General features: G+C 67.2%; 33 protein-coding genes. 1 reads left to right on the top strand and 32 read right to left on the bottom strand.

The window, feature by feature from the left end:
- Nucleotides 1-16: 16 nt before the first annotated feature.
- Nucleotides 17-511, top strand: coding sequence for a hypothetical protein (locus tag EJK15_RS03730; protein WP_138708931.1), 495 nt, complete (start codon nucleotides 17-19; stop codon nucleotides 509-511).
- On the opposite strand, the gene EJK15_RS03725 is transcribed toward EJK15_RS03730, so the two are convergent.
- The 32 genes from EJK15_RS03725 to EJK15_RS03585 all read right to left on the bottom strand — a co-directional run bounded on the left by EJK15_RS03725 (nucleotide 508) and on the right by EJK15_RS03585 (nucleotide 24998).
- Nucleotides 508-1686, bottom strand: a complete 1179-nt coding sequence (locus EJK15_RS03725) for a hypothetical protein (protein WP_138708930.1) — start codon at nucleotides 1684-1686, stop codon at nucleotides 508-510. The genes EJK15_RS03730 and EJK15_RS03725 overlap by 4 nt on opposite strands.
- Complete coding sequence (locus tag EJK15_RS03720) at nucleotides 1683-6068, bottom strand: phage tail protein (RefSeq protein WP_138708929.1); 4386 nt, start codon at nucleotides 6066-6068, stop codon at nucleotides 1683-1685. The genes EJK15_RS03725 and EJK15_RS03720 overlap by 4 nt, the downstream gene beginning before the upstream one ends.
- Nucleotides 6069-6092: 24 nt before the next feature.
- A complete protein-coding gene (locus EJK15_RS03715) occupies nucleotides 6093-6527 on the bottom strand; it encodes a hypothetical protein (protein WP_138708928.1) in 435 nt (144 codons plus the stop codon).
- Nucleotides 6470-6814 carry a hypothetical protein gene (locus tag EJK15_RS03710; RefSeq protein WP_138708927.1) on the bottom strand — a complete coding sequence of 115 codons (345 nt, stop codon included), beginning with the start codon at nucleotides 6812-6814 and terminating at the stop codon, nucleotides 6470-6472. The genes EJK15_RS03715 and EJK15_RS03710 overlap by 58 nt, the downstream gene beginning before the upstream one ends.
- 97 nt (nucleotides 6815-6911) lie before the next feature.
- Nucleotides 6912-7463: a phage tail tube protein gene (locus EJK15_RS03705; protein ID WP_138708926.1), complete on the bottom strand. Its 552-nt coding sequence runs from the start codon at nucleotides 7461-7463 to the stop codon at nucleotides 6912-6914.
- 67 nt (nucleotides 7464-7530) lie between these two features.
- The gene (locus tag EJK15_RS03700; RefSeq protein WP_138708925.1) at nucleotides 7531-7905 is read right to left on the bottom strand and encodes a hypothetical protein; all 375 of its coding nucleotides are present in this window, start codon (nucleotides 7903-7905) and stop codon (nucleotides 7531-7533) included.
- Complete coding sequence (locus EJK15_RS03695; RefSeq protein ID WP_138708924.1) at nucleotides 7905-8180, bottom strand: hypothetical protein; 276 nt, start codon at nucleotides 8178-8180, stop codon at nucleotides 7905-7907. Before EJK15_RS03695 ends, EJK15_RS03700 begins: the two co-directional genes overlap by 1 nt.
- Nucleotides 8180-8518: a hypothetical protein gene (locus EJK15_RS03690; protein ID WP_138708923.1), complete on the bottom strand. Its 339-nt coding sequence runs from the start codon at nucleotides 8516-8518 to the stop codon at nucleotides 8180-8182. The genes EJK15_RS03695 and EJK15_RS03690 overlap by 1 nt, the downstream gene beginning before the upstream one ends.
- Nucleotides 8515-9135 carry a hypothetical protein gene (locus EJK15_RS03685; RefSeq protein WP_138708922.1) on the bottom strand — a complete coding sequence of 207 codons (621 nt, stop codon included), beginning with the start codon at nucleotides 9133-9135 and terminating at the stop codon, nucleotides 8515-8517. Before EJK15_RS03685 ends, EJK15_RS03690 begins: the two co-directional genes overlap by 4 nt.
- A gap of 3 nt (nucleotides 9136-9138) precedes the next feature.
- The gene (locus EJK15_RS03680) at nucleotides 9139-10134 is read right to left on the bottom strand and encodes a glycosyltransferase family 4 protein (RefSeq protein ID WP_138708921.1); all 996 of its coding nucleotides are present in this window, start codon (nucleotides 10132-10134) and stop codon (nucleotides 9139-9141) included.
- 55 nt (nucleotides 10135-10189) lie between these two features.
- Complete coding sequence (locus EJK15_RS03675) at nucleotides 10190-11134, bottom strand: phage major capsid protein (protein WP_138708920.1); 945 nt, start codon at nucleotides 11132-11134, stop codon at nucleotides 10190-10192.
- 75 nt (nucleotides 11135-11209) lie between these two features.
- A complete protein-coding gene (locus EJK15_RS03670; RefSeq protein ID WP_138708919.1) occupies nucleotides 11210-11767 on the bottom strand; it encodes a capsid assembly scaffolding protein Gp46 family protein in 558 nt (185 codons plus the stop codon).
- A 99-nt stretch (nucleotides 11768-11866) separates the two neighbouring features.
- Nucleotides 11867-12136: a polysaccharide biosynthesis/export family protein gene (locus tag EJK15_RS03665; RefSeq protein WP_138708918.1), complete on the bottom strand. Its 270-nt coding sequence runs from the start codon at nucleotides 12134-12136 to the stop codon at nucleotides 11867-11869.
- 2 nt (nucleotides 12137-12138) lie between these two features.
- Nucleotides 12139-12879, bottom strand: coding sequence for a VG15 protein (locus tag EJK15_RS03660; RefSeq protein WP_138708917.1), 741 nt, complete (start codon nucleotides 12877-12879; stop codon nucleotides 12139-12141).
- Complete coding sequence (locus EJK15_RS03655) at nucleotides 12860-14263, bottom strand: phage portal protein (RefSeq protein ID WP_138708916.1); 1404 nt, start codon at nucleotides 14261-14263, stop codon at nucleotides 12860-12862. Before EJK15_RS03655 ends, EJK15_RS03660 begins: the two co-directional genes overlap by 20 nt.
- Before the next feature lie 10 nt (nucleotides 14264-14273).
- Nucleotides 14274-15923: a terminase gene (locus EJK15_RS03650; protein WP_138708915.1), complete on the bottom strand. Its 1650-nt coding sequence runs from the start codon at nucleotides 15921-15923 to the stop codon at nucleotides 14274-14276.
- Complete coding sequence (locus tag EJK15_RS03645; RefSeq protein ID WP_138708914.1) at nucleotides 15895-16299, bottom strand: phage terminase small subunit; 405 nt, start codon at nucleotides 16297-16299, stop codon at nucleotides 15895-15897. Before EJK15_RS03645 ends, EJK15_RS03650 begins: the two co-directional genes overlap by 29 nt.
- A gap of 534 nt (nucleotides 16300-16833) precedes the next feature.
- Nucleotides 16834-16977 (bottom strand): hypothetical protein, encoded by a 144-nt coding sequence (locus EJK15_RS70130; RefSeq protein ID WP_171074092.1) that lies wholly within the window; start codon nucleotides 16975-16977, stop codon nucleotides 16834-16836.
- Between the two features lie 427 nt (nucleotides 16978-17404).
- Entirely contained in the window at nucleotides 17405-17581 is a 177-nt protein-coding gene (locus tag EJK15_RS70125) for a hypothetical protein (protein ID WP_171074091.1), read from the bottom strand.
- Nucleotides 17578-18219: a hypothetical protein gene (locus EJK15_RS03635; RefSeq protein WP_138708912.1), complete on the bottom strand. Its 642-nt coding sequence runs from the start codon at nucleotides 18217-18219 to the stop codon at nucleotides 17578-17580. The genes EJK15_RS70125 and EJK15_RS03635 overlap by 4 nt, the downstream gene beginning before the upstream one ends.
- Nucleotides 18219-18689, bottom strand: a complete 471-nt coding sequence (locus tag EJK15_RS03630; protein WP_138708911.1) for a DUF6221 family protein — start codon at nucleotides 18687-18689, stop codon at nucleotides 18219-18221. Before EJK15_RS03630 ends, EJK15_RS03635 begins: the two co-directional genes overlap by 1 nt.
- A 106-nt stretch (nucleotides 18690-18795) precedes the next feature.
- Nucleotides 18796-19023: a hypothetical protein gene (locus EJK15_RS03625; protein ID WP_206060638.1), complete on the bottom strand. Its 228-nt coding sequence runs from the start codon at nucleotides 19021-19023 to the stop codon at nucleotides 18796-18798.
- Nucleotides 19024-19026: 3 nt separating this feature from the next.
- The gene (locus EJK15_RS03620) at nucleotides 19027-19392 is read right to left on the bottom strand and encodes a hypothetical protein (RefSeq protein ID WP_138708909.1); all 366 of its coding nucleotides are present in this window, start codon (nucleotides 19390-19392) and stop codon (nucleotides 19027-19029) included.
- On the bottom strand, nucleotides 19392-20273 hold the full coding sequence (locus tag EJK15_RS03615) for an NAD-dependent epimerase/dehydratase family protein (RefSeq protein WP_206060637.1): 882 nt from the start codon (nucleotides 20271-20273) through the stop codon (nucleotides 19392-19394). Before EJK15_RS03615 ends, EJK15_RS03620 begins: the two co-directional genes overlap by 1 nt.
- The gene (locus EJK15_RS72590; RefSeq protein WP_206060636.1) at nucleotides 20270-20851 is read right to left on the bottom strand and encodes a methyltransferase domain-containing protein; all 582 of its coding nucleotides are present in this window, start codon (nucleotides 20849-20851) and stop codon (nucleotides 20270-20272) included. Before EJK15_RS72590 ends, EJK15_RS03615 begins: the two co-directional genes overlap by 4 nt.
- Nucleotides 20842-21396, bottom strand: a complete 555-nt coding sequence (locus tag EJK15_RS03610; protein ID WP_138708907.1) for a class I SAM-dependent methyltransferase — start codon at nucleotides 21394-21396, stop codon at nucleotides 20842-20844. The genes EJK15_RS72590 and EJK15_RS03610 overlap by 10 nt, the downstream gene beginning before the upstream one ends.
- The gene (locus EJK15_RS03605; protein WP_138708906.1) at nucleotides 21393-22076 is read right to left on the bottom strand and encodes a hypothetical protein; all 684 of its coding nucleotides are present in this window, start codon (nucleotides 22074-22076) and stop codon (nucleotides 21393-21395) included. The genes EJK15_RS03610 and EJK15_RS03605 overlap by 4 nt, the downstream gene beginning before the upstream one ends.
- A gap of 40 nt (nucleotides 22077-22116) precedes the next feature.
- Nucleotides 22117-22404 (bottom strand): hypothetical protein, encoded by a 288-nt coding sequence (locus tag EJK15_RS03600; protein ID WP_138708905.1) that lies wholly within the window; start codon nucleotides 22402-22404, stop codon nucleotides 22117-22119.
- Nucleotides 22405-22414: 10 nt separating this feature from the next.
- Nucleotides 22415-23581 carry a LamG domain-containing protein gene (locus EJK15_RS03595; RefSeq protein ID WP_171074090.1) on the bottom strand — a complete coding sequence of 389 codons (1167 nt, stop codon included), beginning with the start codon at nucleotides 23579-23581 and terminating at the stop codon, nucleotides 22415-22417.
- An 8-nt stretch (nucleotides 23582-23589) separates the two neighbouring features.
- Nucleotides 23590-24108: a hypothetical protein gene (locus tag EJK15_RS70120; RefSeq protein ID WP_171074089.1), complete on the bottom strand. Its 519-nt coding sequence runs from the start codon at nucleotides 24106-24108 to the stop codon at nucleotides 23590-23592.
- Nucleotides 24108-24386: a hypothetical protein gene (locus EJK15_RS03590; protein WP_138708903.1), complete on the bottom strand. Its 279-nt coding sequence runs from the start codon at nucleotides 24384-24386 to the stop codon at nucleotides 24108-24110. The genes EJK15_RS70120 and EJK15_RS03590 overlap by 1 nt, the downstream gene beginning before the upstream one ends.
- Nucleotides 24387-24998, bottom strand: a complete 612-nt coding sequence (locus EJK15_RS03585) for a hypothetical protein (protein ID WP_171074088.1) — start codon at nucleotides 24996-24998, stop codon at nucleotides 24387-24389.
- Nucleotides 24999-25453 lie beyond the last annotated feature (455 nt).

Raw genomic sequence — 25453 nt, 5'->3', positions numbered from 1 at the left:
ACTCCGGAGGATCCCCATGGAAGCGAAGCGGCACCTGAGCATGAAGGACATCAGTGGACTCTTCGGCGTCTCCGCCGCCACCGTCTCCAAGTGGCGCACCCGCTACGCCGGAACCAACCACCCCTGCCCCGAGCCGACTGTCTGGATCGGCGACCCCGACGACGGCGGCACCCCCGGATGGGACAACCCGACCGACTGGAAGGCGTGGAAGCTCGCGCTCCCCGGACGCGGAGCGGGGGGCGGCCCTCTCCCCATCGAGAGGGCCCGCGAGGAGTACCGCGCAGCCCGGGATGCCTCTCACAGAGAACACCCGCACGACACGACCGAATGGCATCACGAAGTCCGCGCTCTACGGCACATCGCCGCCACCTACAACGTGGACGACGCAGCCCTGAAGGAACTCGCCGGACAGATCATGGAAGCCAACCCCCATCTGACCAACGAGGAGGGTGACGTTCAAGCTGTGGCAACCGTCATCCGCAACGTCCGAGGCAAGAAGCTCGCGAGCTAGCGCCGCACGGCGACGACCGCCTCGGGGAGTGCGCCAATGTACTGGTCCCTGATGTTGGTTGCCTGGTCCCCCGACACCGCTGAGCCGCCTCCCGCGACCACGCCGACGAAGAAGTCCAGTGCAGTGCTCGCGGTCTTGGTGATCCCGCCCGACGCGTGTGGGTCAAAGTTTCGTGCCGAGCCCGCTATCGCCCTGTTGCCGTCGGCGTCGTTGGTGGTCTTCACCACGTACGAGGTGCTGTCGGTCATCGTCTCGGCGCTGGCCAGGTAGACGCTGAGCGTCCCGGAGTCGCCTCTCTGCAGGTAGCCCTCGACGACCCTGGATCCGCGTCTGAGCGTCAAATCCAGCACCGCCCGCCCAACGGTCGCACGGTGCTCTGTGAGGCGTAGGACGCACATCTCGGGGTCGTTGCGGAGGATCGTCGCCGCCTCGAACCGGGCGATCTGCACCCCGCCAATATCCGCCCACCACGCCTTGGTACGCCAGGCACCGCCCGTGTAGGCGGCGATCTCCAGCGTGCCACCGGACAGCAGCGGACGCACCCGGACTAGCGTGTTGGACAGCTCCCAATCGTCGGCGTCCACAGCCTGGCCAACCCCGACCCGCTCATAGCCGACCGACAGAATCCGCACGCAGCCACGGAGGTAGTCATCGACTGCGCAGCCCCACCGCGGGGACACGTTAGCGGGAACCCCGCGGTAGACGGTCACCGCCCCGTCCGATCCCGTGCGGGTCATCGTCGAGGGGATCGTCGAGCCGGTGTAGTAGCTGTGGTGGCCGATGGGCGGCGCATGCCAGCGCTCACCCGTCAGCGAGAAGTCGTTGGCGCGCACCGCACCCGTAAGCCTGGACTCCAGGTCGACGTCCGTGTCGCTGCCGTGCCTGGCGAGCGAGAGCTTCCACTCGGCGACCACCACGCCCTCGGCGGCCCGGTCCATGATGTCGCCGGATGCTGACGTCACCGTGTAGTAGCCGCTTCTCTCGGGCTTGTCCTCCCACACGACCGGTACCAGCAGCCTTTGTGAGCCGAGCGCGCTCTCATACCGGTACACCACATCGGCGCGGGTCAGCGGAGGCATCACCTCACGGCCAGCCACCTGCAGCACGCCGGCGCCGGTCTCGGAGACGGACCACGTTTCCCGGACGACGTACCGGCCGATGGTCAGATCGCTCACGCAAACGCCTCCTTCTCCAGACCGCGCAGGCCCTCACGGACCTGCTCCAGGAACTGGCGGACGGCCTGGTCCGGCTTGCGCAGATCGAGGATCAGCCCGTCCACCGGCAGCACCAGGTCACCCGCCACGGTGATGCCGCCAGCGTTGGGCGAAGCGACGGACACATCGGTTGTCGCGGCGATCGACGCTGTACCCGCGAGCCCAGCGACGGCATTCTCGACCAGCCCGGACGCCTTCTCGATGCCGAGTGCCATGCCCGCGGGCAGCTCCCGGCCCATCGCCATGAACACCTTGCTGGGGCTCGCGATGCCGAGAGCGTCCTTCACCCACTGCGGCATGATCCCCGCGAAGAAGTTGTAGATCGCGGTCTTGAACCACTCCCACATGGACACGAGGCCGTTCCACAGGCCCACGATCAAGTCGCGTCCGGCGTTATAGAGAGTCGAGCCCAGGTTGCCGAGCGCGGCGCCGATTCGACCAGGCAGGTCTCTGAAGAACTGGAGAACCTCGTCGATCTTTCCGCTGATCGCTGTCTTGATCTCGTTGAACTTGCCGGAGACGAAGGTGCGGACGGTGTCCCAGAAGGTGTTCCAGCGCTCGCCGATCTGGGCCAGGATGCGGGAGATCGTCTCCCGAATGTCGTTGATCTTGTCGGCGATGTATTCCCTGATCAAAGCCCATTTGGTCTGGACCCAGGTCACGACCTGGCCCAGCCAGGCGCCGATCATGCCCGGCAACTCGCCGAACCAAGCGATGATTCCCTTGACCCAGTCGACGCCCTTCTGGAACCAATCCCTGATGCCTTGGATCAGGTCGGGGATGATGCTGTTGCCGACCAGCAGGTCATACAGCCACTGGAAGACGTCGGCGATCGCCGTGATCGCGACTTCGATGATGCCGGCCACCCATTCGATGGCGACCGCGAGTTTGTCGACGAGCCACGAGATGACCGTCGCGATGATCTCGATCAGCGGCGTGAGCACCGACACGATCAAGTTCAGCAGGATCTCGATCAGAGGCATGACCGCGGTCACCAGCTGGGCGAAGATGCCGATCAGCGAGGTGAGGATCGGCGCGATCGCCTCGATCAGCGGAAGGAGCGGCGACAACACCGCCATCACGAGCTGCAGCAGCACGTCGATCAGCGGCGAGACCGCCTGCAAGATCTGCCCGAACACGTTGGCGACGAGCCCGAGGATCGGCGCGATCGCCTGCACCAGCGTCACCAGGACCGGCAGCACCGCCTGGATGAGCGGCATCAGCGCCTGAACGACCTGCAGGACGATCCCGATCAACGGGGTGAGGATCTTCAACGCGAGGTCGATCAGGATGGCCGCCACCGGCAGGAGCGCCGCCAAGAGCTGACCCACCACGCCGGCCACGGCGGCGATGACCGGAGCGAGCGTCTGAATCAGCTGCACAAAGATCGGCAGGAACTGGACGACCAACGGGACGATCGCCTGCAGCAGCTGAGCCACCAGCCCGATCAACGGGGTGAGCGACGGCAGCAGCCCGACCACGGCCTGGACGATCGCCAGGAACGCCGGCGCGACCGCTTGCAGCGCTGTCACGAGGGCCGTGCCGATCTGCGACACCAGTTCCACGATGATCGGCAGGACCGGCGTCAGCGCCTGCACCAGGATCGTGATGGCTTGCACGAGGATCCCGCCGAGTTGCGCCGCGATCTGCGACGCAAGTTCGATCAGCGGCACGAACACCGGCACAAGCTGGGCGATCGACTTCGCCAAGGCGACCACGAACGGCGCTACCGCCTGCACCGCCTTCAGTAGGACCTGCCCGATCGTCACCGCCAGCTCGCCGAGCGGCCCCAGCAGCGGTGTGACCGCCTGGAGCAGACTGGAGATGACCGACAGCAGGGTCTGGCCGATCACGCCGGCGATCTGGACCACGATGGGCAGCAGCGGCGCGAGAGCCTGCAGCAGCGTGCCGAACGCGGTCACCAACTGGCCGATGATGGGCGCCGCAGTCTGGAAGAGCTGCACCATCACCGGCAGCGCCGCTGCCACTATCTGGCCGAGGATCGGCGCGAGCCCGGCTATCGCCTGACCGAACTGGGCGATATACGGAGTGATCGACTGGACCGCAGTCAGGAGTGCGCCGCCGATGGCCTGCAGCGCCTGCCCCAGCACGGTGATGAGCGGCGTCGCAGCCTGCACGACCGTTGAGATCGCTTGGACGAACGCGCCGCCGAGCACCGAGACGATCTGGACCACGATCGGGATCAGCGGGGCGAGCGCAGGCAGCAGCGCCGAAAGAAGCGACGCCGCGAGCTGAACGACCTGGTTGAGCAACGGGCCAACCGCAGCCACGAGCTGCCCGAACCCGGCAATGATCGGCGCGATCAGCGGCGCCAACGCGTTGATCGCCGTGGCCAGGGCTCCGCCCAGGATGCCGACGATCTGGCCGAACACCGGGATGAGCGGCTGCACAGCGGTCAGGAGCTGTCCGAGGGCGCCCACGATCGCGCCGCCGATCACGGGCACAAGCTGAGCGACCGCGGGCAGCAGAGCCGACGCGAACGCGGCGACGAGCTGCAGCACCTGCGAGATGAGCGGCGCGAACGAGGCGAGCAACTGTGTGACGGCTTGCACCACCGGCCCGAAGAGGGGCGACAGCGTCGTGATAGTGGTCGCCAGGCCGGAGCCGAGCGCGGTCACCAACTGCCCGACGACGGCCACGAGCGGCCCCAGCAACGGCACCAGGTTTTGGATGTGCTGCGACAGTGCACCGGCGAGTACGGCGATCACCTGTCCCAGCACCGGCAGGAGCGGCGACACGGCGGCCACGAGGGCGGAGAACGCGGCGGCGAGCGGCCCCAACGCAGGCCCCAGGGCGGAGATGGTCTGCCCGACCGCAGCCACGAGCGCCTGGACGCCGGGCAGAAGCGCAGCAACAGCCTGCCCGATCTGAGTGAACACAGGCGCGACGACCTGGAACAGCCCCGAGATGGTCTGCCCGAGCGGCAACAGGGCAGGGCCCAGCGCCTGCACGGCCCCACCGAGGCCGTTGATGACCGCGATAATCCCCGGGGCGAGCGCCGCCAGAGCGGGCACGACCGCCTGGACCGCGCCGGTCAGGACCGGCCCGAACGCAGTCGCCAGATCAGCCACGAACGGCGCCAGTTGGCCGATCCCCGTGGCGATCGCAGTGATGACGGGGACGAGCGCCTGGCCGGCCTGAGCCAGCGATCGGAAGACCGAGATCAGGGCTTCCTGGCCGCGGGCAGAGTTCACCCAGGCGTTGGCCGCGTCCACGAGCTGCCCAAGAACACCGAGTGCCCCTGTGCCCGCGGTCTCCAGCGCACCGAAGACGCCACGGATGATGCCGCCGACGTCGGCGATGATCGCGCCGAGTTGCCGGAAGACGACGACGGCGCCTTCCATCCACTGCAGCGCCTGGCCGGTCGCCACTGCATGCGACAGGAAGTTGCCGAACTTGGCTGCGGCGTCGGCGATCCCGGGGGCGAAGCTGCCCAGGAACGAGGATCCGAGCACCCCGAGGTCGCGGAACCCGTCGAGGAGCGGCCGGATCGCCGGGGTGACCTCTTCCACGGACTTCTTGAGGATCCGGAAGACCTCTTCGACCGCGAAAATGGAGTCCGTTGACCGGGCGAACCGCAAGACCTCGAACGCGGCTTCGCCGAACGCTCCTGCTGCGCCGCGAACGCCTTCTCGCAGCGCGTTCAGCAGTGGCCGAAGCGACTCCATCTGGCCGATGAACGGCGCGAAGAAGCTGTTCTGGGCGGCGTTCTGGATGCCCTGAAAGGCGCCCGCCATCTGGAACAACTCGTAGGAGACGAGCTGTGCGTTCCGGGAGAGGTCCTTGGTCTTTGCGATGAACTTGAGGTAGTCGCCCGATAGAGCAGCAGCGAACCCCTCGCTGACGCCCTGGAGAGCGAGCTTGAGCGTGCCCATGCCGGCGGCGCCGAGCAGCGCAGCACCCGGTAGAGCCGCCAAAGCACCCGCAGCCGGGGCCAAGGCAGCAGCCAAAGCGCCCACCTGGACCGCCGCTGCTCCTGCTCCCGCCGCAAGGGTTGCGAACGCCCCGGCGCCGGCCCCGATTTTGGCGATGCCGGCAGTGACCTGGCCGAGGCTCGGCAGCAGTGCCGCGGTCATGCTGACGCCGAACCGGCCGACCACGTCGGTAGCGCCGGACAGGCTGGGGATCAGTGACTTGGCGAAGTTCTTGCCGAACTTCTCGCCAGCGGGGCTCCCCTCGGAAGCGATGGCGTCGCCGAGCGTCTTGCCCGCGTCCTGCCCCGAGTCCCGGAGAGGGGTGTCGAGCTCCTTCTCCAACGCCCGGCGGAAACCGCGGGCGCTGGGAAGGATCGTGACGTACGCAGAGCCGACCTCGGCCGCCATGCCTCACCCCCGAGCGTGGTTGAGTCAGGCGGACTGCTGTGGGCGGAACCGGTCCAGGTAGGCGATGACCTCGTCCGGGTCGCGGTCGGTGCGGCCGTGCCGGAGTGGCTCGGCGGCTTTCTTGACCCCGGGGCGCGGCAGGGGCTTCGGTTTTGGCCCTTTGCCGTTGCCGCGTTGGTAATTGCCCTGCCGTAGCACGTCAATGGCCATGGCGAGGAGCTGCTCGTTCAGGCCCCACATGGTGTCGTCACCAAGCAGAGCGCGGGCCAGAGCCGACTCGCGCGGCAGATGGGAGAGGTAGCTGCGTAGCTGACGCCACGTCAGGATGCCGTTGAACAGGTCGTGCAGGCTGCGATGGTGGTAGTGGGACAGGTCCCACTCGATCGCCTCCCCGTGCTCTTCTAGGAGCGCGTGGAGGCCTGAGATTCCCCCGGCTTCAGACCGGAGTGCTCCGTCCACGCCTTGAAGAGGGCCTCGAGGGATCGCAGTTTCATCGGCTGGGAGTTGAACTCCTCATAGTCGTCGCCGAGACCGGTCCGGAACGCTTCCTGCATGGCCGCGATGTCGCCTTGGTCTGCGGTGTTGAGCAGGCTACGGTCGATGTCCTGCAGATGCGGGAGGCTGTAGGTGCGTCCGCCGAAGATGAATTCGAACCGTTCGCCCGCTTCTTCGGCTTCGACGGCGTCCAGGTCGAACGCCTTGGCCGGCTTCGCAGGCTTGACGGAGCGGGGACTTCTCGTGGTCATGCGCGGGTCCTTTCATGCGGTCGCGCGGGTGCATGGTGATACCGGGGTGGGTGCGGACCCGCGCGATTCGCTCCCACCCCGGAGTCTCAGAAAACGATCACGAATATCCCCAGTAGGCGTCATCGGAGTACTTGGTCATGACGACGTCGGCGACGGGGTAGCAGGTGATCGTGACGTTGTACGAGATGGTCTCGTCGTTGATGTAGGTGATCTCGCCGCGCTCGGTGACCTCACCGTCCGGCACGTAGATGCGCAGGTGAGTGGAGCCGTCGAGGACGTCGAGGATGAACTTCTTCCTCACGACGTTGGGCAACTTCACGTCGATCTTGTAGCCGCCGGAGACGGCCTCCATCGTGGAGCCCTTGTGGTACAGCTCCAGCGTGCTGGCCTTCGACTCGATCATCGTGAAGGACAGCGACGCCTTCGACGAAGAGATCAGCGTGCGGACGATCGCGCCGCCCTGCCACGCCTGGATGTCCTGGACGTCCTCGTCGTACGCCTCGGTGACGCCGTCCTCAGAGATATAGCCGAGATCGTTGTACCCGGCTGGGACGGCCGATACGGCCGACGTGGGGGCGGTGGAGGAGGTCGGGCCAGCGTAAACCGCGCCTGTGACGGCAACGCGCACCTTCTGTGCGTCAAGCGTCATGGTGTTAACCCTTCGGTGAGCAGCAGAAACACCGGCGCGGACGGCCGGATCAGTTGGATGCGCGGGTCTAGCTGGTGGTTCGCAGACTGAGCTGCACGGTCATCCACATGCGCGGGGTGCCGGTCTCGCGGTCGTCGGCGCGTGTGGGGCCAAGGAACTCTTCGACCTGGTAGCAGGTGACCCCGAGCAGGGTTGTCCCCTTCAGGTCGTGGATGGCGGAGCGGGCGGTCGTCAGCAGGTCTCGAGTGGCGCCGTCGTCTGGAGCCCAGGCGAACACGTCCAGGCGGGGCCGGTCGCGGACAACGTCATCGACGCCGCCGCTGCGCCTCACATGCAGCCACACATCGGGCCTGGTGCGCGGCACGCGGGTGCGGACGGGCACGCCGACGATCGGCTGCAGGTAGTCGATGAGCAGGTCTTCGGCATCCGGATAGGAAGTCACTACAGCCTCGCCGCATCGATCGCCGTGCCAAGCGTGCGGTACTCCTCTTCCTGGCCGAGCGCGCCCGGGTGATCGGCGACCACGACACAGCGTGCCCTGGTTGAGCCGACGGAGGATTCCGCGTAGTACTCGACGTCACCTTCGTGTGGGAGATGACCGATCGCCTCGGCGGTGGAGGCGACCTGCTTACCGCGGCGCAGCAAGTCCCGCTCTACCTCCTTTGAGCGGAGCATCTCCCGCATTCCCACGGGGTTGAGCACGACGCGGACAGCCATCAGCCCTCCACTCTGCGCAGTCTGGCCTCGAGGTGGTGCAGTCCGGCCGGGGTGTGGACGGGCCAGGCAGGGCCGTCGAGTTCGTAGATGCTGCTGCCCCATTCGATGCGGTCGGCGGCGTCGAGGTCGGTGTGGTTGGTGATGAGTTTCCACACGCCGACGATCACGTCACGCCCGTTCGGGGTGTCCTCCGACGCGGACGCCTGATCGATCCACGCCGCGACGGCGATGCGGCTGGCTGCGGCCCCGTAGTCGAGCTCGGTGTTGCCGTATCGGTCCGTTGATGTCGCCGGCCGGACCTTGATGACGGTCAGCGGCAGCAGCCTGGCGGGGATCATCGCATCCGCACGGTGATCGTGTCGGCCTTGCGCCGGTACCGGTCCAGCACCATCTTCTCGGACGCGCCCATCTGCACGGACGTGCCGATGCCGCCGGAATCGAGCCGGTAGGAGTACGACCCGATGGTCTCCGACGTGACGCCGGCGGCCATGGTGGGCGCGGTCAGGGTGCGCATGGCCATCGCGCACACCACCGCCACCACGTCCGCGGGCACAGCGGCGTAGCCGGGCGCGTAGGTGACGCGGTAGGTGGGCGGAAGGCAGGTGTCGTGCAGGGTTTCGGGCAGGTTGATGATGAGCGAGTCCCAGCCGGCCACGTCGATGACGTCGATGCCGTCGAACACCCACCCGGCCAGCGCGAGATCTGGGCCTCCGCCGACTCCTACCGCGACCACCGCGGTCACGGCTGTGACCGGTGTTTTCGGCAACCTGACCACGCCCGATGATGCGCGCAGGACTACGGTTTCGGAGGCGGGCGGCGCGAAGTCCTGGCGCGTGTAGGACCGCACCAGCGCGGACGCGTCCTCCAGTAGCGCGTCAGCGCGGGCCCCCTCCTCAGCGGACAGGACACGCCCCAGTCGGGTTTCGAGGGCGCATTTGCTGGCCAGGGTTGCCACCGGTCACCCCTTTGCGACGGTTTGGATGGCGGACACCCACCGGTCCAGGTCTGCGGACGGGTCGAGTTCTCGTGAGCGGGCCAGCGCTTTCGCCGAAGCGCTCTTCCACGCCAGGTGCTTGGACAGGCGGCGGATCTGCCGTTCCCAGGCGTCGATGTCGTCGCGGTCGCAGAAGATGCCGGCGTCGCCGCACGACTCCAGCAGGCCCGGAGTCGGGTGAGCCACCACCGGGATGCCGGATGCCATCGCCTCGGCCGCGACCCTGCCCCACGACTCGTACGACGACGGCACCAACAGCACCCGCGTGCGTGCGTACACCTGCTCGCGCATCTGGCCGCCGGGCACGTGCTCCTGCACATCGACGTTGGGGAGGTCCTGGACGATCTGGGCTCCGTAGGCGCCTTTGACTGCGAGGAACCTCATCTTGGGCATGCGCTTGGCGAGCGCCCAGAACAGGCGAGCGCCCTTGTTCTCACACATGTTGATCAACGTGACGCGGTCGCCCGGCTCGGTGGCGTAGTCCTCCGCGATGACCGGCGGGCGAACCACGACCCCGGGCGGAGGCGTGCCGGTCTGGGTGTCCTTCCACCAGTCCAGGCAGGAACGTTGCACCCACTCGCTGTTGTAGACGACCAGGTCGGGGCCTCGGACCAGCCAGGACCGTTCGTGGTCGTGGTCGTTGTGCAGGACGTGCACGACGGGGATGCCGTACATCTCCCCCAGCACGGTTGCCCTGGGCGTGTTCATCAGATGTGTGACGATCACGTGTGGCGCCCGGTCCGACAGCAGCCACTCGAACGGGTCGCCCTTGCCGCGGCGGGGGTGCACACGCACCCCGTCCAGCGTGTACGGCTCGCTCATCTCCCGATGCGGTTCGATCATCAGGACGTCCACGTCGTGGCCCGCCGTCACCAGAGCGGCGAGCAGGGTGTGCATCGCCCACTCGGCGCCGGCGTTCCCGGCCGGCGGATACAGGTGGAGCATGGCGAGGACACGCATCAAAGAGCCTCCATGGATGCCACCCCAGAGCGGGGCTCTGGGGTGGCGCGCGGGATCAGGAGTAGGTGTAGGAAGCCGCTCGGAGGACGCCGAACGGGTAGCGGGTGGACGCGCTGGCGTTGAGCCGCGTCACCGGGTTTGCGGTGGCGTAGGCGATCCGCATGACGGCGCGGAGCGCGACCGCGTCCTGCTGCATCAGGTTCAGCACGACGGCGTTGGAGCCGTCGGTGATGACACCCTCGGTGAACATCTTGAAGCTGATGTCCTGCCGCAGACCGATGATCGCCTTGGACCAGTCGCCCGCGATCAGCTCAGCCTCGGTCGCGTCCCACGAGCCGTTGGACACCTCGTTCAGCGGGTAGCCGTACAGGGTGCCGCCAGGACGGCCCTGCAGGTCCGGCTGGTAGATCGCCTGCCCGTCAGTCGTCCGAAGGCCGACGAGCTTCCAGTTCAGCCCCGGGCGGGACGCGAACCCGTTCACAGGGAAGCCGTCCTTGGCCAGCAGTTCACCCAGCTCGGCGACGTTCTTCGACAGGTCGGCTCCAGCGGTCACCACGTTGCCCGCGGCGACGGCGCTCTGGTAGATCGGGGCGCCCCACGTGGACGGCTTGTCCGTCCCGAACAGGCACGCTGCGTCGATCTTGTTGCCGAACGCCTCCACGATGCGCGGCCGGACCTCGTCCCAGATCGGCACCTGAGCGTCGTCCAGGTACGCCTCCGGGATCGGCACGATCACGGCGAGCTCCTCGACCACGAGCTCCACGTTCTTCCAGTCCTGGGTGCCGGACTGCTTCAATCCGGTATCACCGGACACGAAGTACGCGGTCGGCAGCACATCGAGAACGGGCTGACGCTGGGTCTTGCTGGACAGGCGCCGCTGGAGGGCCCGCTGCAGCATCACCGAACTGGCGGGCATCTCCTGAATGATCTGCGCCGACACTGGCGTCGGGACGAGCGGGTCGTTGCTGGCGTCCCTGCTGATGATGGAGTTGTAGGGCACGGGGCAACCTCACTTTCAGGCATGCAGCGGCCCCGGGCCCCGTGCAGGAATCCGGTTGCTGCGATGAATGGATGGTTAGGTGCGGCCGGCCATGCGGCGCAGCCACGCGTCCGGGTCAGGCTCGGACGCGGCAGGAGCCGCACCCGGCTTGAGCGACTCCACCGGCCGGCTGTTGACCGGCGCCGTGGATGCCGGCGGCGGGACAGCGGCGGCGAGCCTCTCGGCGAGCAGGCGGGCCCGCTCGTTGATCTGCTCTTCGTCTCCGTCGCCGAGCAGGTCGATCAGATCGGCCGGGATGCCGTACGTCGCGGCAGCCAGAAGACGCGCGTTCGCCGCTTGCAGCTTCGTTGCTCGCTGCTCAGCGGCCGTCGCCTGTTCTTGGAGGCGCTGCTGCTCGGTCTTCTGCGCGTCTTCAATCTCTGCGAGACGCTTCGCCGCGTCGGCGTGGGTCTTGGCCGTTGACTCGTGCTTTCTGGCCAGGGACTTCCACTTGGTGGCCTCGGCCTGCCAGTCCTTCGGTGCGGTGCCCGTGTCGGGCTCCTGCGCCTGAGACTCGGGCGCGGACAGTTCTGGCGTGGAAACAGCCTCGGCAAGCATCTGCTCGACGTCGACCGCTGGTGTCGGTTCGGACATTCGGTGACTCCCATGTCGGGACAGCCCGCCGTGTCGGCGGGGCTAGGGGCATACGAAAGGGCCAGCGCCATGCCGGCTCCGGCCCCTGGTAAAGGTCAGTTAGCTCTTGAGAGAACCGTCTCCGGCCCACGTGGGCGGGATGAGATCGCCGAGATTGAGTTCGCGCGCCCGCTTCAGGATGAAACGGCGCACCGCGGCCCGCGCCTCCTCGGTGTCCGGCCGGACTCGGCCCACTGCGCGGATCGCGTTCTCCAGATCGGCACGGTTAGCGATGGGGAACCGGCCAGGGCGGTCGTCCTCGGCAGGAGTCGGCATGGCCTTGCCCTGCTTGACGAGGTTCCGCATCTTGTCGGCATCGGGCTGACCCATCTTCACGCTCCCTTGCGGTTGTCCCAGTGCCTGCGCCACGCTCTGCGCGCGTCCGCGCCGCTCTGCCCCTGGGTGATGTCCTGCCACTGCTCATACAGGTCGCGGCTGTGATTCAGCCACGCCTCGTCACGGCTCCAGGCGGCGACGGGCATGCAGGCACAGTGGTCGTGAGCTTCGAACTTCGCCGTCTGCTTGGACCGGTAGACCGGCCCGCGCGACGCGAGCATCGAGCAGAAGGCGCACGGGTCGGCGTCCGTCAGCCGAGCCCAGCCGACCGCCTGACGGTCCTCACGCACGTTGCCGAGAATCTGATCCCGGCCGCCGGACAACACCAGACGGGAGACCGACCCGGACAGGGTGACGCCGGCGATCTGCAGCGCTTCCTCTGGGGTTCTCCCGAGCGCGATAGCCCGTTTGAACGCGGCTATCCCGGTGGCGTCCAGCACAACCTTCAGCAGTTCCTCCGCCAGGGCGGCCGGGTTGATCGGCAGGAACGCGCCGCTGACGTCCGCTTCCGCGCGGGCCTGGCCGTAGTAGGTGTTCGCCAGCGTCGCCGATGTGCCGCGCTGCTGTACGGCAATGGCCGCGAGTATGGAGCGGATGGCGGGCCACGTCCGGTCGGCGTTCTCGACGTCGAACAGGTCCCGCAGCAACGCGACGACGTCCCGGCTCACCCCGGCGCGGAGAGCGACCTGCTGGACGCGGTGCTGTTCGGCGAGCCGTTCAGCCTGCGGGCTGGCCATTCACCGACTCCGGCACATCGTCCGCGGCGGGCGCCATCTGCCGTTCCAGCATATGGTTCAACTGGGTGAACGCGTCCGCCTCCGCGGCTGACGACCTCCACCTGGCCACGTCCGTCTGGGTGACACCCGGGATCTTCTCCCACAGCTCCTGCTGCGGCACCCCGAGCATCTGGCTGAGCTTGCCGAGGGCGTCCACCGTCGCCGCCAGCGCCCGGCTCGAGGTGTCCCGCCACACCACCTGTGCGGACTCGTCCTGCCAGGCGTCCTTGTCGCCGCTGGCCAGCGCCGCCAGTCTCAGCGTCTGCTCGTGCGCCTCACCGAACGACGACTTACGCTCCTCTACCTTGCGGTCAAGGCCGTCCCTCGCGGCTACCAGGCTCTCGGCGCTGAGGTTGGCCATCTGCCCGAGCAGGTAGTAGGGCGGCGTCTGGCTGATGGTCGCCATCTCACGGATCGACTCCTCCCGCGACCGCAGGTACCCCTCAAGGCTGCTCTCGGAAAACTCTCCGAACTTCGTGTCCGCGTCCTCAGCCACGAACAGCCTGTCCACACCCGCCCGGAACGGCTCGATCGGGTTGCCGTCCGTGTCCTGCGCCGGCGCCATCCCCGTCACCCAGCGCTGCCTGAACGCCGCGTACTGCTGCGCCATGAGCAGGTTAAACGTGGTGGAGTTAACCTGGTCTTGAATCTCGATCAGCGGTTCGACCTCGCCGGCGACGGCCTCGTCCTCGTCCAGGTCGATCTCGTTCAGGTAGCGCACCACCGGGCAGACGCCCATGTCGTGGTCGTCCACCGGGCCGGCCACAAGTCGCCTACCTTCGGCGTCACCGGTGAAACGGTACGTGGACGTCTCGTCGTACAGGCGGACCAGCCGCCGCGCCACCAGACGGCCACCCTCGCCCTTCACCTTCTCTGACGTCACCTCGACCGCGAACAGAGGCCATTCATCGTTGGCCGGGTCGCTGTAGAAGGCGGTGAGCCTGCGCGGCGACATCGGCGTGATCACCGGGACCGGCTCCCCAGGCAGCACGCTGGCGTACGAGATGCCGTACTTCAACGCTGACCGGTGAATGCCGTGCTGGCGGGCGTCCATCCGGTTCGCCTGCCACACCTTCCACGGATCCGCGTTGTCCGCCATCCCAGCCGGCCGGTAGCCGTCCACGTACAGGTTCTGGGCGACGACCGTCACCACCAGCCGCAGCATGTTGACCTTGGCGCGGTTGCGCAGCCATGTGTACTCGTCCCGCGCCGACCTGGGCACGTACACGCTGTTGTGCTCGCCCCGGACGTACGCCGCGATCCGATCCAGCCTGGCCTGTTCCGGCTTCCGCAGCTCCAGCAGAGTCCGCACGGTGGCCTCAGCCTGTTCTTGGTCGAGCGCCACCCAATGCCTCCTAAGCGAATCCGTACACGCGGCCCGAGCGGGTCGTTTTGCGGTTCTTGTAGCCGGGCGCCGCAAGCAGCAGCCGCCGCACCATCCGGGCGCCGATCACGCACACAGCGGCATCGATTTTCTTTGGAGAGTCAGGAGATTCCTTGCCGATCGACACCCCGTACCGGTTCGGCCGGCGGCGCGCGTTTCCCATATGCCGGGCAACACGGGCATCGCCGTCATGCGTGAACCGCGTATCTGCTATCTCGGTCTCAGTCAGCTCGCACGCCTGCGTGAAGTCGTACACCCGGCTGCGCATGTCCCACGCGATCGGTTGCGGATCCTTGCCGGTCGGGACGGCCTTGACGAGCAGCCGGTCGGCGTATCGCTCCGGCCAGGTGACCTTCGCGAAGCCTTCCCACTCCTTCACGTCCGAGAAGAACCCGAGCACCTGCCAGCGGCCGAACATCTGCTCAACCGCGGCGTCGATCTCATGGACGGGGACGACCGAGTCGGTGTCATGCGCGGTGTCCGGCTCCCACACGCCGATCGTGAACACGTGCCCGTCCGACACCCGGCAGCCAACCAGCGCGGTTGCGTCGCGGGACTTGGATCCGTCAAAGAACGCGACGATCTCTTCGCCGTCGGCCACAACCTGTGTCGGGTCCGCGAGTGCGCTCCACTGCTGTGGCGTGATCCACGCGTCCTCCGCCGCGGTCGGCTGGTTGAGGTACTTGCGGCGGCTGTCATCCGGCTTCGACCTCGGGTCCCAGATCCGGGTGATGATGGCCTGCGGATTCACCCACCAGCAGTCGTCATAGACGATCTGCAAGGCGCGGCGCAGCGAGGCTTCGTCCGTCATGTCCGTGTCCGGAGGGGCAATCCGAGCGTCGTAAAGGATCCGGGACTCATTCCGGGTGCGGCCCTCTTCCTGAGCCACCCACGCGTCCCAGTCGGCTTCTGCGACGCAGCCTGCGCCGGGGATCCACGAGTTGCAGGTGCCGAGCATCCGCGACCCCGACTTGGCCAGGTTGTCCGCCAGCGTCGAGGACAAGTCCGTGCCGCCGTTGTTCGGCTTCCAGTGCTCCAACTCGTCACCGACGATCGCCGTAGCCTCTGCGCCTTCCGCCGCGGTGTACGACGAGGTGATCTGCTCCAGCGTCCCCTCAGGCGCCTTGAAGTACTGCGTCTTGCCGGGATCCAAGGCGAACTCGTGGACCAGCCGGGAACCCTTGGGTGCGAACGCGCGCACCATGCGCATTGTGTTCTTTGTTTGGCTCTCCGCCGTGGCCACGATCTGCACCCACGGCATGTCGACCGGTTTGCCCACACACCCGCCAGGCGCCTTGCGATCGAAGTCCTTCAGCCGTACCGGCGCCGTCAGTTCCGCGAGCGCCCACAACGCGGCGAACGGCGACTTGCCCGAGCCCTTCGCCAGCCGGCGCACCGCATGATGAAACAGCCAGTCGCCCGACTCGTTGACCGCGTAGAACCACAGCAGAAACCGGATCTGCGAGTCGGTGAACTCGAACCGCTGCCCGGCCCGGGGCCCGTTCGGCTGCTTCAAGTACTTGGTCGCCCACCGGACGACCTCCCAGCCGAGCGTCAGATCAGGCAGACCTTCAGGGAGAGTGACGAGCCGATCAGCCGGAGACGCGACGCTGGTATTCATCGATGGCGAGCACGGCGGCGTCCTCGTCCTCGTCGCTGGCCACGTCGCGTTCCAACTCAATCCGCAGCCTGCGCCGGTCCCCCTCAGTCGCTGCCAGGGAGCCGAACCCGGACAGGATCGCGGTCAGCATGTGCGCAGACGGACGCTCCTCGAACCGCTCGATCGCACGCGCGATGATCAGCGCCGACGTCCAGTCCGAATCCGCGTAGAACTCCGACTGGCCCGATGTGCGCAACGACTCATACCATTGCTTCGCCAACCCGCCGAAGTCCTCCGGGCACTCAGGCCCGCGGACCACTCCGGACGCGACCGCGACCGGGGCCGAGTCGATGTCCACCTTGTTGCGGCGACGCCGCTGATCACTTCTCTTGGGCACAGGCCCACCAGTACGAGCCATCAGAATCTCCCATGTCGGGAAGGCGGCCAACCCCCATGGCGGGGACACAGCCGCGGGGGCGTGAAAGCATGCACTCGAGGTCGAGCGCGAACCTCCGAATGGACGAAAGGCCATGTCGGCGCAGGGTCGTCACGTCGGAGGTGGTCTGTGGTGGCCGCCAAGATCGCTAGGCGGAACTCGTTACGGCCCGTACAAGATCAGAGGCGCTATGCCGAAGCGGGCGCGGGAAAAACGGACAAAGGGGGCATTCCCCACCCTATGGCTGCGACCTGCGGGAACTCTGCGACCCGCATGGACGCCGTTTGTCCGGTTTGCCGTATTCGCTCTTCATGATCACGGCTTCATGATAGAACGCTGATCACTCGGTCAGCTCTCTACCGTCGAGGCTGTGATGGACGACAAGCCATCGGATGGTGCCGTCGTCTCTCGTCACTGACTGGTCTCGTGGACCGCACGGACACTCGTCTGTGGTCGTGTGGTCTATGAGATCACCGATGGGCACGACATGCAGGCTCACGGCGTGATGAGTCCGCTCGCGTGGATGGCGAGCAGGAAGGCGCCGAGTCCGAGTAGAGCGATCGGCCATGCGCGTTGGATGGCGGACCAGATGGCGGAGGCGAGGAACGCTAGAGCTGCGAGGAGGAGTACGGCGTCCATGGGTTCTCTCCCGTCCTGCGGTTATCACAGCGGGTAGTTGCTAGGCCCGGCGATCTGGAGACAGATGCGACTCTGTGTGACCGTTTCAGAGGAGTCCGGGGTGGGCTTCCTGGCGTCTCTTGCGCGGGATCTTCTTGGCCTGCGCGGCGCGTCCACCCTGAGCTGAGCTGCGTCTGCGGTGATGTGGCTGGCAGAGGCTTCTCAAATTCGCTTCGCTGTGGTCTGCCGGGTCTCCGATGTGGTCCACGTCCGTGGCCGGCACCGAGCAGCGCATCCCGCCGTCTATCCAGGTGCAGACGAATCCGTCCCGCTTCAGGATGCGCTTACGTATGACCCCCCACCCCTTGGGGAGTGGGACGGTGCGGGCAGATGTGGGGCCGTACGGCATGGACTACCCCCACCCCTTCATCAGGAAATCTAGGGCTGTCTAGCGGCCGTTGTCCTTGGGCGCGAGCAGGTGCATGCCGCCTAGAACGCAGCCGAGGGACAGCGACGCTATGGCGAGCATCGTGACGACGTACAACCAGCCCTTGTTGATGGCCATGGACGCCAGGAAGACGACGACGGGGAGCGCGATCAGTGCCGCTCCGAGGATGCGCCTCATGTCTGGTCCCCGAGAGGAACCGTGACGGTCAGGCGGTTGCCGCAGCCGTTGCAGGCGATCTCGGTTCGTTCCTGGCGAGGGTCTGAGTCAATCGTGTTCCAGGCTCGTCCCATCGCCTTTCCGCACGAGCACGTCGCCAAGATGTTCATCGGGCTGCCGTTGCGGTCACTCAGGACGGTCGGGTTTGGCTCCAGCAGGGTGGCGCCGAACACGCGTAGCTTCTCCGTGAGCGTCTGCCGGGAGAGTCCGAGAGGTGGACCCTCGGGCCATTCGAGGCGGACCGGCTTGTCGAAGAGCGTGCCATCTGTGGCTGCTGGTCGAGCCTTGGGGCAGTCCGGGTTCCAACAAGGTGTCGCGCATGCGCAGGCAACGACGACGCTCAGCTCGCCGTTGTCGCAGTGGACGCAGCCGGCCATTTCGGCGACCTTGTGCGCAGGCTCTGCGTACCGGCCTACGACCTCGACCGTGTCCGGGGTGATCAGGAGGGCGCGTGCCCCAGCGCTGGTCTTGAACCGCTGCCACTCCTCGGCGGTCTGCTGATCCAGGTCCGAGTCGTGCTGGTCCACGATGAGCGCGAACGGCTCATCCATGTCGTCACCGACCATGACGGACGGGAGAGTGAGGATCTGGATGCGCATCAGGCGTTCACCCACTCGGGCTTGAAGCCTCCGCGGTGGCGGTAGCCGGACAGGAGCGCCTTGATCGTGTAGCACGGGTAGTCGCCACTACCGACGCATCCGCATGAGTCCGGGTCGCAGGTGAGACAGTAGCCGTAGCGATTGGGCACGTGCAGGTCGAGAAGCTTCAACTCCGCTTCACAGCGAGCGACAGCGTCCTCGAAATCGTGACGGTTGACGTGAGCGGAAGCCTGCTCGCTACCGCCGTCGCGCCCCGCCATGCCTATCAGTGCGGAGTCGAGCGCCCTGTCGCATTCGATCACGGCGCGGAGCCATATCACGCTCTCGTGCTCAGGCGCCTGCGCCTCCTGACGCGGTGGGCTCAACGAATCGGAAAGAGACGGGCTGGGGCGGGACGCGGCGTTCGCGGCTATGGCCAGACGCCCCTGCTCTTGAAGCGAGGTAAGGGCGGCCTGCATCTTGATGCGCATCTGGTTGATCTCCTCATGGTGTGGCGAGAGCCCGGCGCATGAGGACGCCGGGCTCTCTGGCCTCCAGGAGCTACCTGGAGGATCTTCTGGGGTCAGCCGTGGACGTTCAGGCGCACCAGCGCTTGAGGTCCAAGTCGGCGATCGTCAGCATCTCTGTGGCGAGCTGACGGGCTTGTGGGTGTCCTTCGGCGGTGAGCCGGAGTACGTGGCGCATCGTGTCGTCTTCGAGGCTGTGAGCCGCTTCTGGATCGCCTTGGTAGGCAGCGCGGATCTCGGCCAGAACGCGGCGCAAGCTGTCGGGGTCGCCAACGTGGGCGAGCCTTGCGTTGGCCACGGCCTATCGGCCCATCAGGCGGCGGGCGAGTTCGTCCCGCTTCGCCTTGATCGCCTTCTTGTCTGCGCCCTTGGCGTTGTTCATCGCCCGGGTGAGGAGGTTCACCGCGCGGGCGTGGTCACCGCTCTTGATGGCCTTCGTCGCCTCGGCCACGTCGTCAGCGGGTTCGGGCCGGTCAGGCTGAACGGTCTTGTTCCTGCTGCGGGCGGCGCGGCGGATCTCCGTGTCCATCGCCTGCGACGTCTCTCGGCTGCGGGCGAGGGACTTACCGAGCTTGCTGCCGGGGCCTGGCGTCGTGCCATGGTTCTTCTCCCGGGCGGCTGTCGGCGTGAGCGGGATCCAGCCGTGTCTCCACTGCTGTGCAGCCACTACGCCCTCCCCCGTGTGGCGGCCAGAGCGCTGGCTATGCCGTCTTCCAGAGCGACCTTCGGCGTGTAGAAGCTGTTGAGCTTGGTCGGGTCCCCAACGCGGTAGGCAACCCCTTGAGGGGCGTCCAGGATGTGACGCAACTCGGGCTTGTACCCGGCCTGCTCGCACACGAGGGCGGCCAGCTCGTTGAATGAGGTGTCCCGGCCGGTGCACAGGTTGACCGGTCCGGGCACGTCCTCCTCCACCGCTGTCAGCGTCGCGTTCACGATGTCGTCGATGTGAACCCAGTCTCTGACTTGTTCGCCGTCGCCCCATACGGTGAACGGGTCCTGCCTGGTGGCGGCGCGGCGGATGAACGACGGGAACGGATACGCCAGGTCCTGGTCTTCGCCAAAGCCGGAGAACGGCCTGAACACGTGGACGCGCAGCCCTTCGTTCTCGGCGTGCTGGGCGAGCTGCTCGCCGGTGAGTTTCGCCCACCCGTACGTCATGTCCGGGTTGCCGATGTTGCCCGTCAGTTTCAGATCCGACTCGTGTAGCCGATACGGGCGAGACAGGTCGTTCTGCAGGTCGATCGGGTACGCGGCTGACGAGGAGAAGTAGACGATTCGGTACGGACGGGTGCGCCAAGCCCACGCGAACATGTCGGCGTCGATCGCCAGATCCACCGCGAGGGATAGCGGAGCGCCCTCAATCTGGGCTCGCCCGCCCACCACTGCGGCAAGGTGGATGACGAGGTCGAACCGGGTGTGGTTCAGGCGGAAGAAATCCCGGGCGTCCGTCCCTGCGGCCACGTCCACCAGGTGAAGGTCGTGGCCGTCCAACGCTCGGACGAAGTGCCGGCCAACGAACCCCGACGAACCGGTGATGAGGACCTTCACGTGCGCCGGCTCCGTCCCACGATGATCTGAGACCAGTCGACTGTGGTGTGGCTGGTCACCTGGTAGTGGGGTTCGAACAGAGCTCGGTAGCCGTCGATGTCCCAAGCCCACGCGTGGCAGTCGCCGTGCCTGTCGCCGGTCTCGTCCTTGGGTGAGGAGGCGACGACCCATTCGGCGTGGCGGCTGACCCATTCGACGGTCCCGTGCGGGTCTGCGAGATGTTCGAGCACTTCGGTCATCACCGCGACCTGACCCCACTTGGGGACGTCGCGGGCGCCGAACACGTCTCGGTGTTCGGCGGTGACGCCGCGTTCGGCCCAGCCTTGGGCGCTGGCAGGGTGGAAGTCATAGCCCCACGACGGGATGTCTTTGATCAGGCTGAGGAGACCACCGTCGCCGCAGCCGAGGTCCACCACGCTGGCTGGCGCGAGGTCCCGGATGAGTTGTGCTGTGGTGTGCAGTCGGGCGTGGTGGTCGGACTGTTCGAGGTGCGCGGCCCGGGGCCTGTGCTCGTGGAAGGCGAACGTAGCCACTGCGGGGCTGTCGCTTTCGAACAGCCGCCATTCGGTCACCGGCATCCCCAGATCTGGAAGTCGTAGCCGTACTCGCGCAGCCCGAGCACGGTGTGAATCTCCGGGGTGAAGCCGGCGGCGGTGAGCATGCGTTCGACCTCTGCCGAGTCCCAGCCCCAGTAGTGCTCGGGGTTGCCGGTGCTGGTCTCGCCCTCGGGCGTGGACAGCACCAGGTAGCGAGTCTTCGCCCTGATCTCTTTGAGGACCGTGTCGGGGTTGTCGAGGTGCTCGAGCGTTTCGGAGCAGATGAACAGGTCCACGTTGCGGATCTGGTGGACGGTGTCCTCGATAGGGCCGGTCAGCTTGTAGCCGGGCGCGAAGTCGCCAAGGAACAGGCTCTCCTCGTTGAGGCCAAGGGCGCGGGCAATCGTCGCGTCCCCGCAGGACAGGTCAGCGACGGTTTGGACACCGCAGGCGAGGAACCAGCGGGCGAACTCGACCGTGACTCCGACTCGCAGGTGGTGGTCGATCCACTGGGTGTGGTCGTGAGGCTTGGCGTAGATCTTGGCGAGCCGTTCCCGGGTGTGCGCGGGGCGGAGGCGGACTCTCATAGGAGCGCCTTCAGCTTCTCCACGTCCGCAGCGAACTGCGGGCCGTTCCTGTACGCGTGGTAGGCAGCATGGTCGGCGGCGGTCTGGTGAGGGCTGTTGGCTTCCTCATAACCGGCGTCGTTGGCGGCTTTGCCGGCGGCTGGGTGCATGTGCTCGATGACCGTGCCCGGCAGGTAGGTGAGCCGGGCGATCGACCGCCCCCATTCCACCCACACCAGGTCGAGGCAGAGGTGCACCATCGAGGGTGGGGCCATGTAGCCGAGCGCTGCCACGATGTCGGATGTTATGGCGACGGCGGTCGCCATCTTCTCGCCCTGCAGCAGGTCATTGCCGTAGACGATCCCGGTGCCGAGCCGGTTCAGCTCGGCCAGGAGTTGCGTGTCCCAGCCAATGGTGCGGGGGCGGTGGTCGTCGCCCATGAACGCGATCGCCTTGTGATGTGGAGCCCGTTCGGTGGCGACCTTGTTGAGCGTGCCCGTGAGACGGAGCCTCGGGCCGACCTCCAACTCGACACCGATCAGGGAGCACACCCGCTGATATTCGGGCAGGGCCGGGTCGTCGTCATCGACCGCGACCAGCAGGCCGGCGTCTCTGTGTGCGGTCTCGCTCCACGCGACATACAGGTCAGCGATGTTGTGGGGGCGGCCACGGCTCGGGACGATCACGAGGAGATCGTTCATGGCTGCCTGCGCGGGTCTGAGCTGGGCATGCGCGGGGTCCTTAAGTGGCGTGGATGAATCCGGGGCGGAGGACGGGGATCTCCGGCGAGGCGGTGATGCGCACCCACACCTCGTACTGGACGCCCTTCGTCAGCGCGATCAGACCGCCGGGACCGACGAGGCAGATGACATCGTCGCCATCCCATGCCGCGGTTTCCCAGTCGCTGACTCCGGGGTCTTGGCCTTCGGGGAGGATCGCCATCTCGACGGCGAACGACGTCTTGTTCGGCGGTCCGTCGATGGTGGCGTGTACGTACTCCAGGGAGAGGCTCGGCATCTGCAGCGGCATCCTCGCCTCCTCACAGGGTGGGCGTGCGTGCGGTCCATTCGCGGCTGGTGTCGTCTTCTGTCCACCCGCGGGTGATGTCGCGGGCGGCCCACGCGGCTGCGACGTCGAGCCCTGCCCAGGCTGGGTCGAGGGCCGGGCTGGTCCAGCCGCGGCTCAGGCCTGCCGCGATGAAGTCGAAGTCGCCCGTTTTGACGTCGGTGAAGCCGCCGGTCAGCGCGGGCAGAGCGGCGTCGAGCGTCCCGGTAACGGTGACGTCGCCTGTGAGGGACGCCGACAGTGCCGGTAGCGTCGCCAGGAGTTCACCGGCGGGCATGTCCGACTCGCCCGTCAGGGATGCTGTGAGTGCCGGGAGTGTGGCATCCAGGGCACCCGCGGACTCAACAACGCCGGCTGCGTTTGCCGTCAGGGCAGGCAGAGCGCCGGCGAGCGTCCCGGACGTCTCAACGATGCCGGACGAAGTCGCGGTCAGCGCCGGGAGGACGCCCGCCAGAGTCCCCGAGACGCCGCTGGCGGGGAAAACGGTCCTGTGGCGGCCCGTCCGCCACGAGATCGGCGGCCCGTCATCGAGAGCTGCGTCAGTGCCGCCGGTCAGGGTTTGGCCTGAGCCGCTGAGGTCCGTGGTGGTGTTGGTGAGCAGGGGATACCAGCCGCGCAGCCCGGCGGTCCGCTGCGGCATGTACGTCCAGGATTCCTGCTGCAGCTCGTCGGCGGTGAGTTCCTGGTCCCACACTTTGACGGCGGCGATGGACCCGTTGAGCCACTCGGAGGCGGCCTGCCCGTCGCCGATGCGCAGGGTCGCGGCGTTGACGGTGATGTTGGCCTGGCTGGGGGATCCGCCGGCGAATGTGGTGGAGCCGGCGGCTCGTATGGCGGTGCGGGCTTGGCCGGGGTTGGATGTGGCGCTGAGCGCGACGTATGTCCATTCGCCGACGACCAGCGTGTGGCCGATGGTGCCGAACCAGCCGCCGCCATCCGACTGGAACGTCAAGGCGGTGCCGTTCCAGGCGTTCAGCCTCAGCCTGTTCGCCCCTGAGCCGTTGTCGATCTGCAGGATGACCGTAGTGGTCGCGCGGTCGACGGCCAGTTTGACCCAGCAGGCGAACGAGAAGACCGTGACCGCGCCCAGCCCGGTCGATCTGGTGTAACTCTCGCCGTCGGCGTCGAAGCGGACCGCCACGCCGCCTCCTACGTGTCGCTGTAGGAGAGACGGACCGAGGTGACGACCGCGTCCGCTGCCAGCGTGTCGCCGGCCGCGCCAGGTGTGCGGAAGACTCGCAGCCACGCTTCGTCGCCGGCCGCGATGCTGTCCAGGCTCGCACCCGACAATGTGATCGTCGACTTGTGCAGCCGCTTCGCCGTCGTGCCCAGGTGCGAGGTGGTGACGCTCCCGCTGGCCGCGAACGTTTTCGTGGTCGGATCCTGTGTGTCGGTGTTCGGGGTGATCGCGGCGAGTCCGGCTCCCCAGACGACGGCGCCGCTGGTGGCGCCGAGCCCGTACCAGATGATGTCGACGGTGATCGCGCCTGACCCGTATTTGGCCGGGTTGAACTTCCAGGCGGCCTCTTCGACGCTTGCGCCTACACCGTCGTAGGCGAGTCCGGTCAGCCCGAACGTGGAGCCGGGAGTGTTGAGGTATTGGGGGTATCCGGCGGCGGGCAGGAATGACGGCTCTTCGGGGGCGAAGTACAGCTCCACTATGGCCATCAGGCACCCACCCGGACCGGACCAGAGCGGCGGACGATGACTTCGGGAGCAGCGGTCAGCCGAACCCACGCCGTGTACGTGCCGACCGTCAGCGGAAGGCTGGTCGCAGGGCCGATCAGCACCTTGTAGTTTCCGCTGTCCCAGGTAGCGGTCTTCCAGTCGGATTCGGCCGGCTCGTTACAGGAAGCGATCACGGCGATCTCCCCAGGGATGCCGGCCGAGCCGTCCGCGACGGGAATGTGCAGGAATTCCTTACTGGAGGCGGGGACGATGACCATTCACACTCCCACGCGCAGAGTCGGTGCGCCCACACGCCACCTGACATAGGGGGCGGAGACGACACCGTCGATGTCGAGAGAACCGTCCACCACCGCAGCGCCCCCAACCGCACCGGCGAGCAGGAGCTTGCCGGCCCTGCCGCTTGGGGCGGGATGCTGGACGTTCGTGACCGCGGCCGAGGCTGCGGTGATCCGGAGGACGCCGGCGTCGCCGATCAGGTAGACGTTGTCACCTTCGTCGACCAGGACCGTCGCGGATCCGGGAGACAACCGCAGGAGTGCCGCCCTTGCGGCGCTGTAGGCGTGTTGGACGGGTGTCACCGTGCCGGCGGCGCCTGCGATGTGGAGATGCCCGCTCGCGCCCGCTGGTGCGGATGAGCCGCCGCCCAGCACCACGGCGCCTGTTTGGCCGGACAGGTGTAGTGCGGCAGCAGCCCCTGCGAGGGTCTGCTGTTGAACAGCTTGAGCCGCACCCGTCGACGCCCGCATCGCGACAGCACCCGCCGCGCCCTGGACGGGCGCTTGCCGCACCGTGGACAGGGCGGCAGATCCGGCCCGCACAGCGATCACGCCTGTCGTGCCGACGCTGACGTGGACGGCCCCGGTGGACACGGTGCCGCTGCTCGCGCGCAGACGGACCGAGCCGGCCGAACCAGCCGTAGCCGCGATCTGAACGGCTTCGGTCTGCCCTGCGGACGCGTGGAGTCGAAGTGCGCCGGCGCCGCTGGTGAGTGTGACGTTGGCTGCGGAGGTGAACTCGCCGGAGCCAGCCCGCATGCGGAGGGAACCGGGGGGCCCCTGCTCTGCGACAGCCCTGACGGCGGTGAGCGTCCCCGTGGACGCGCGGAGCAGGATCGCCCCTGCCCTGCCCGACACAGGGGATGCCTGCACAGCGGTGATGTCGGCCGCGCTTGGGCGCAGGCGGACCGAGCCTGCCTCGCCTGCGTGAGCTGCAACCAGGGCGGTCTGGGCTGCGCCCAGACCGGCACGGAGCATGAGGCTGCCGCCGCGGCCGGACACGGGTGAGGCCTGAACGGCAAGTACTGCCCCGGCGGATGCCCTGAGTC

Source organism: Nonomuraea basaltis (genome assembly GCF_005893125.1).
GTDB lineage: Bacteria > Actinomycetota > Actinomycetes > Streptosporangiales > Streptosporangiaceae > Nonomuraea > Nonomuraea basaltis.
Note: the sequence above shows the minus strand (reverse complement) of the source record. Positions and strands in the feature narration are given on the sequence as shown.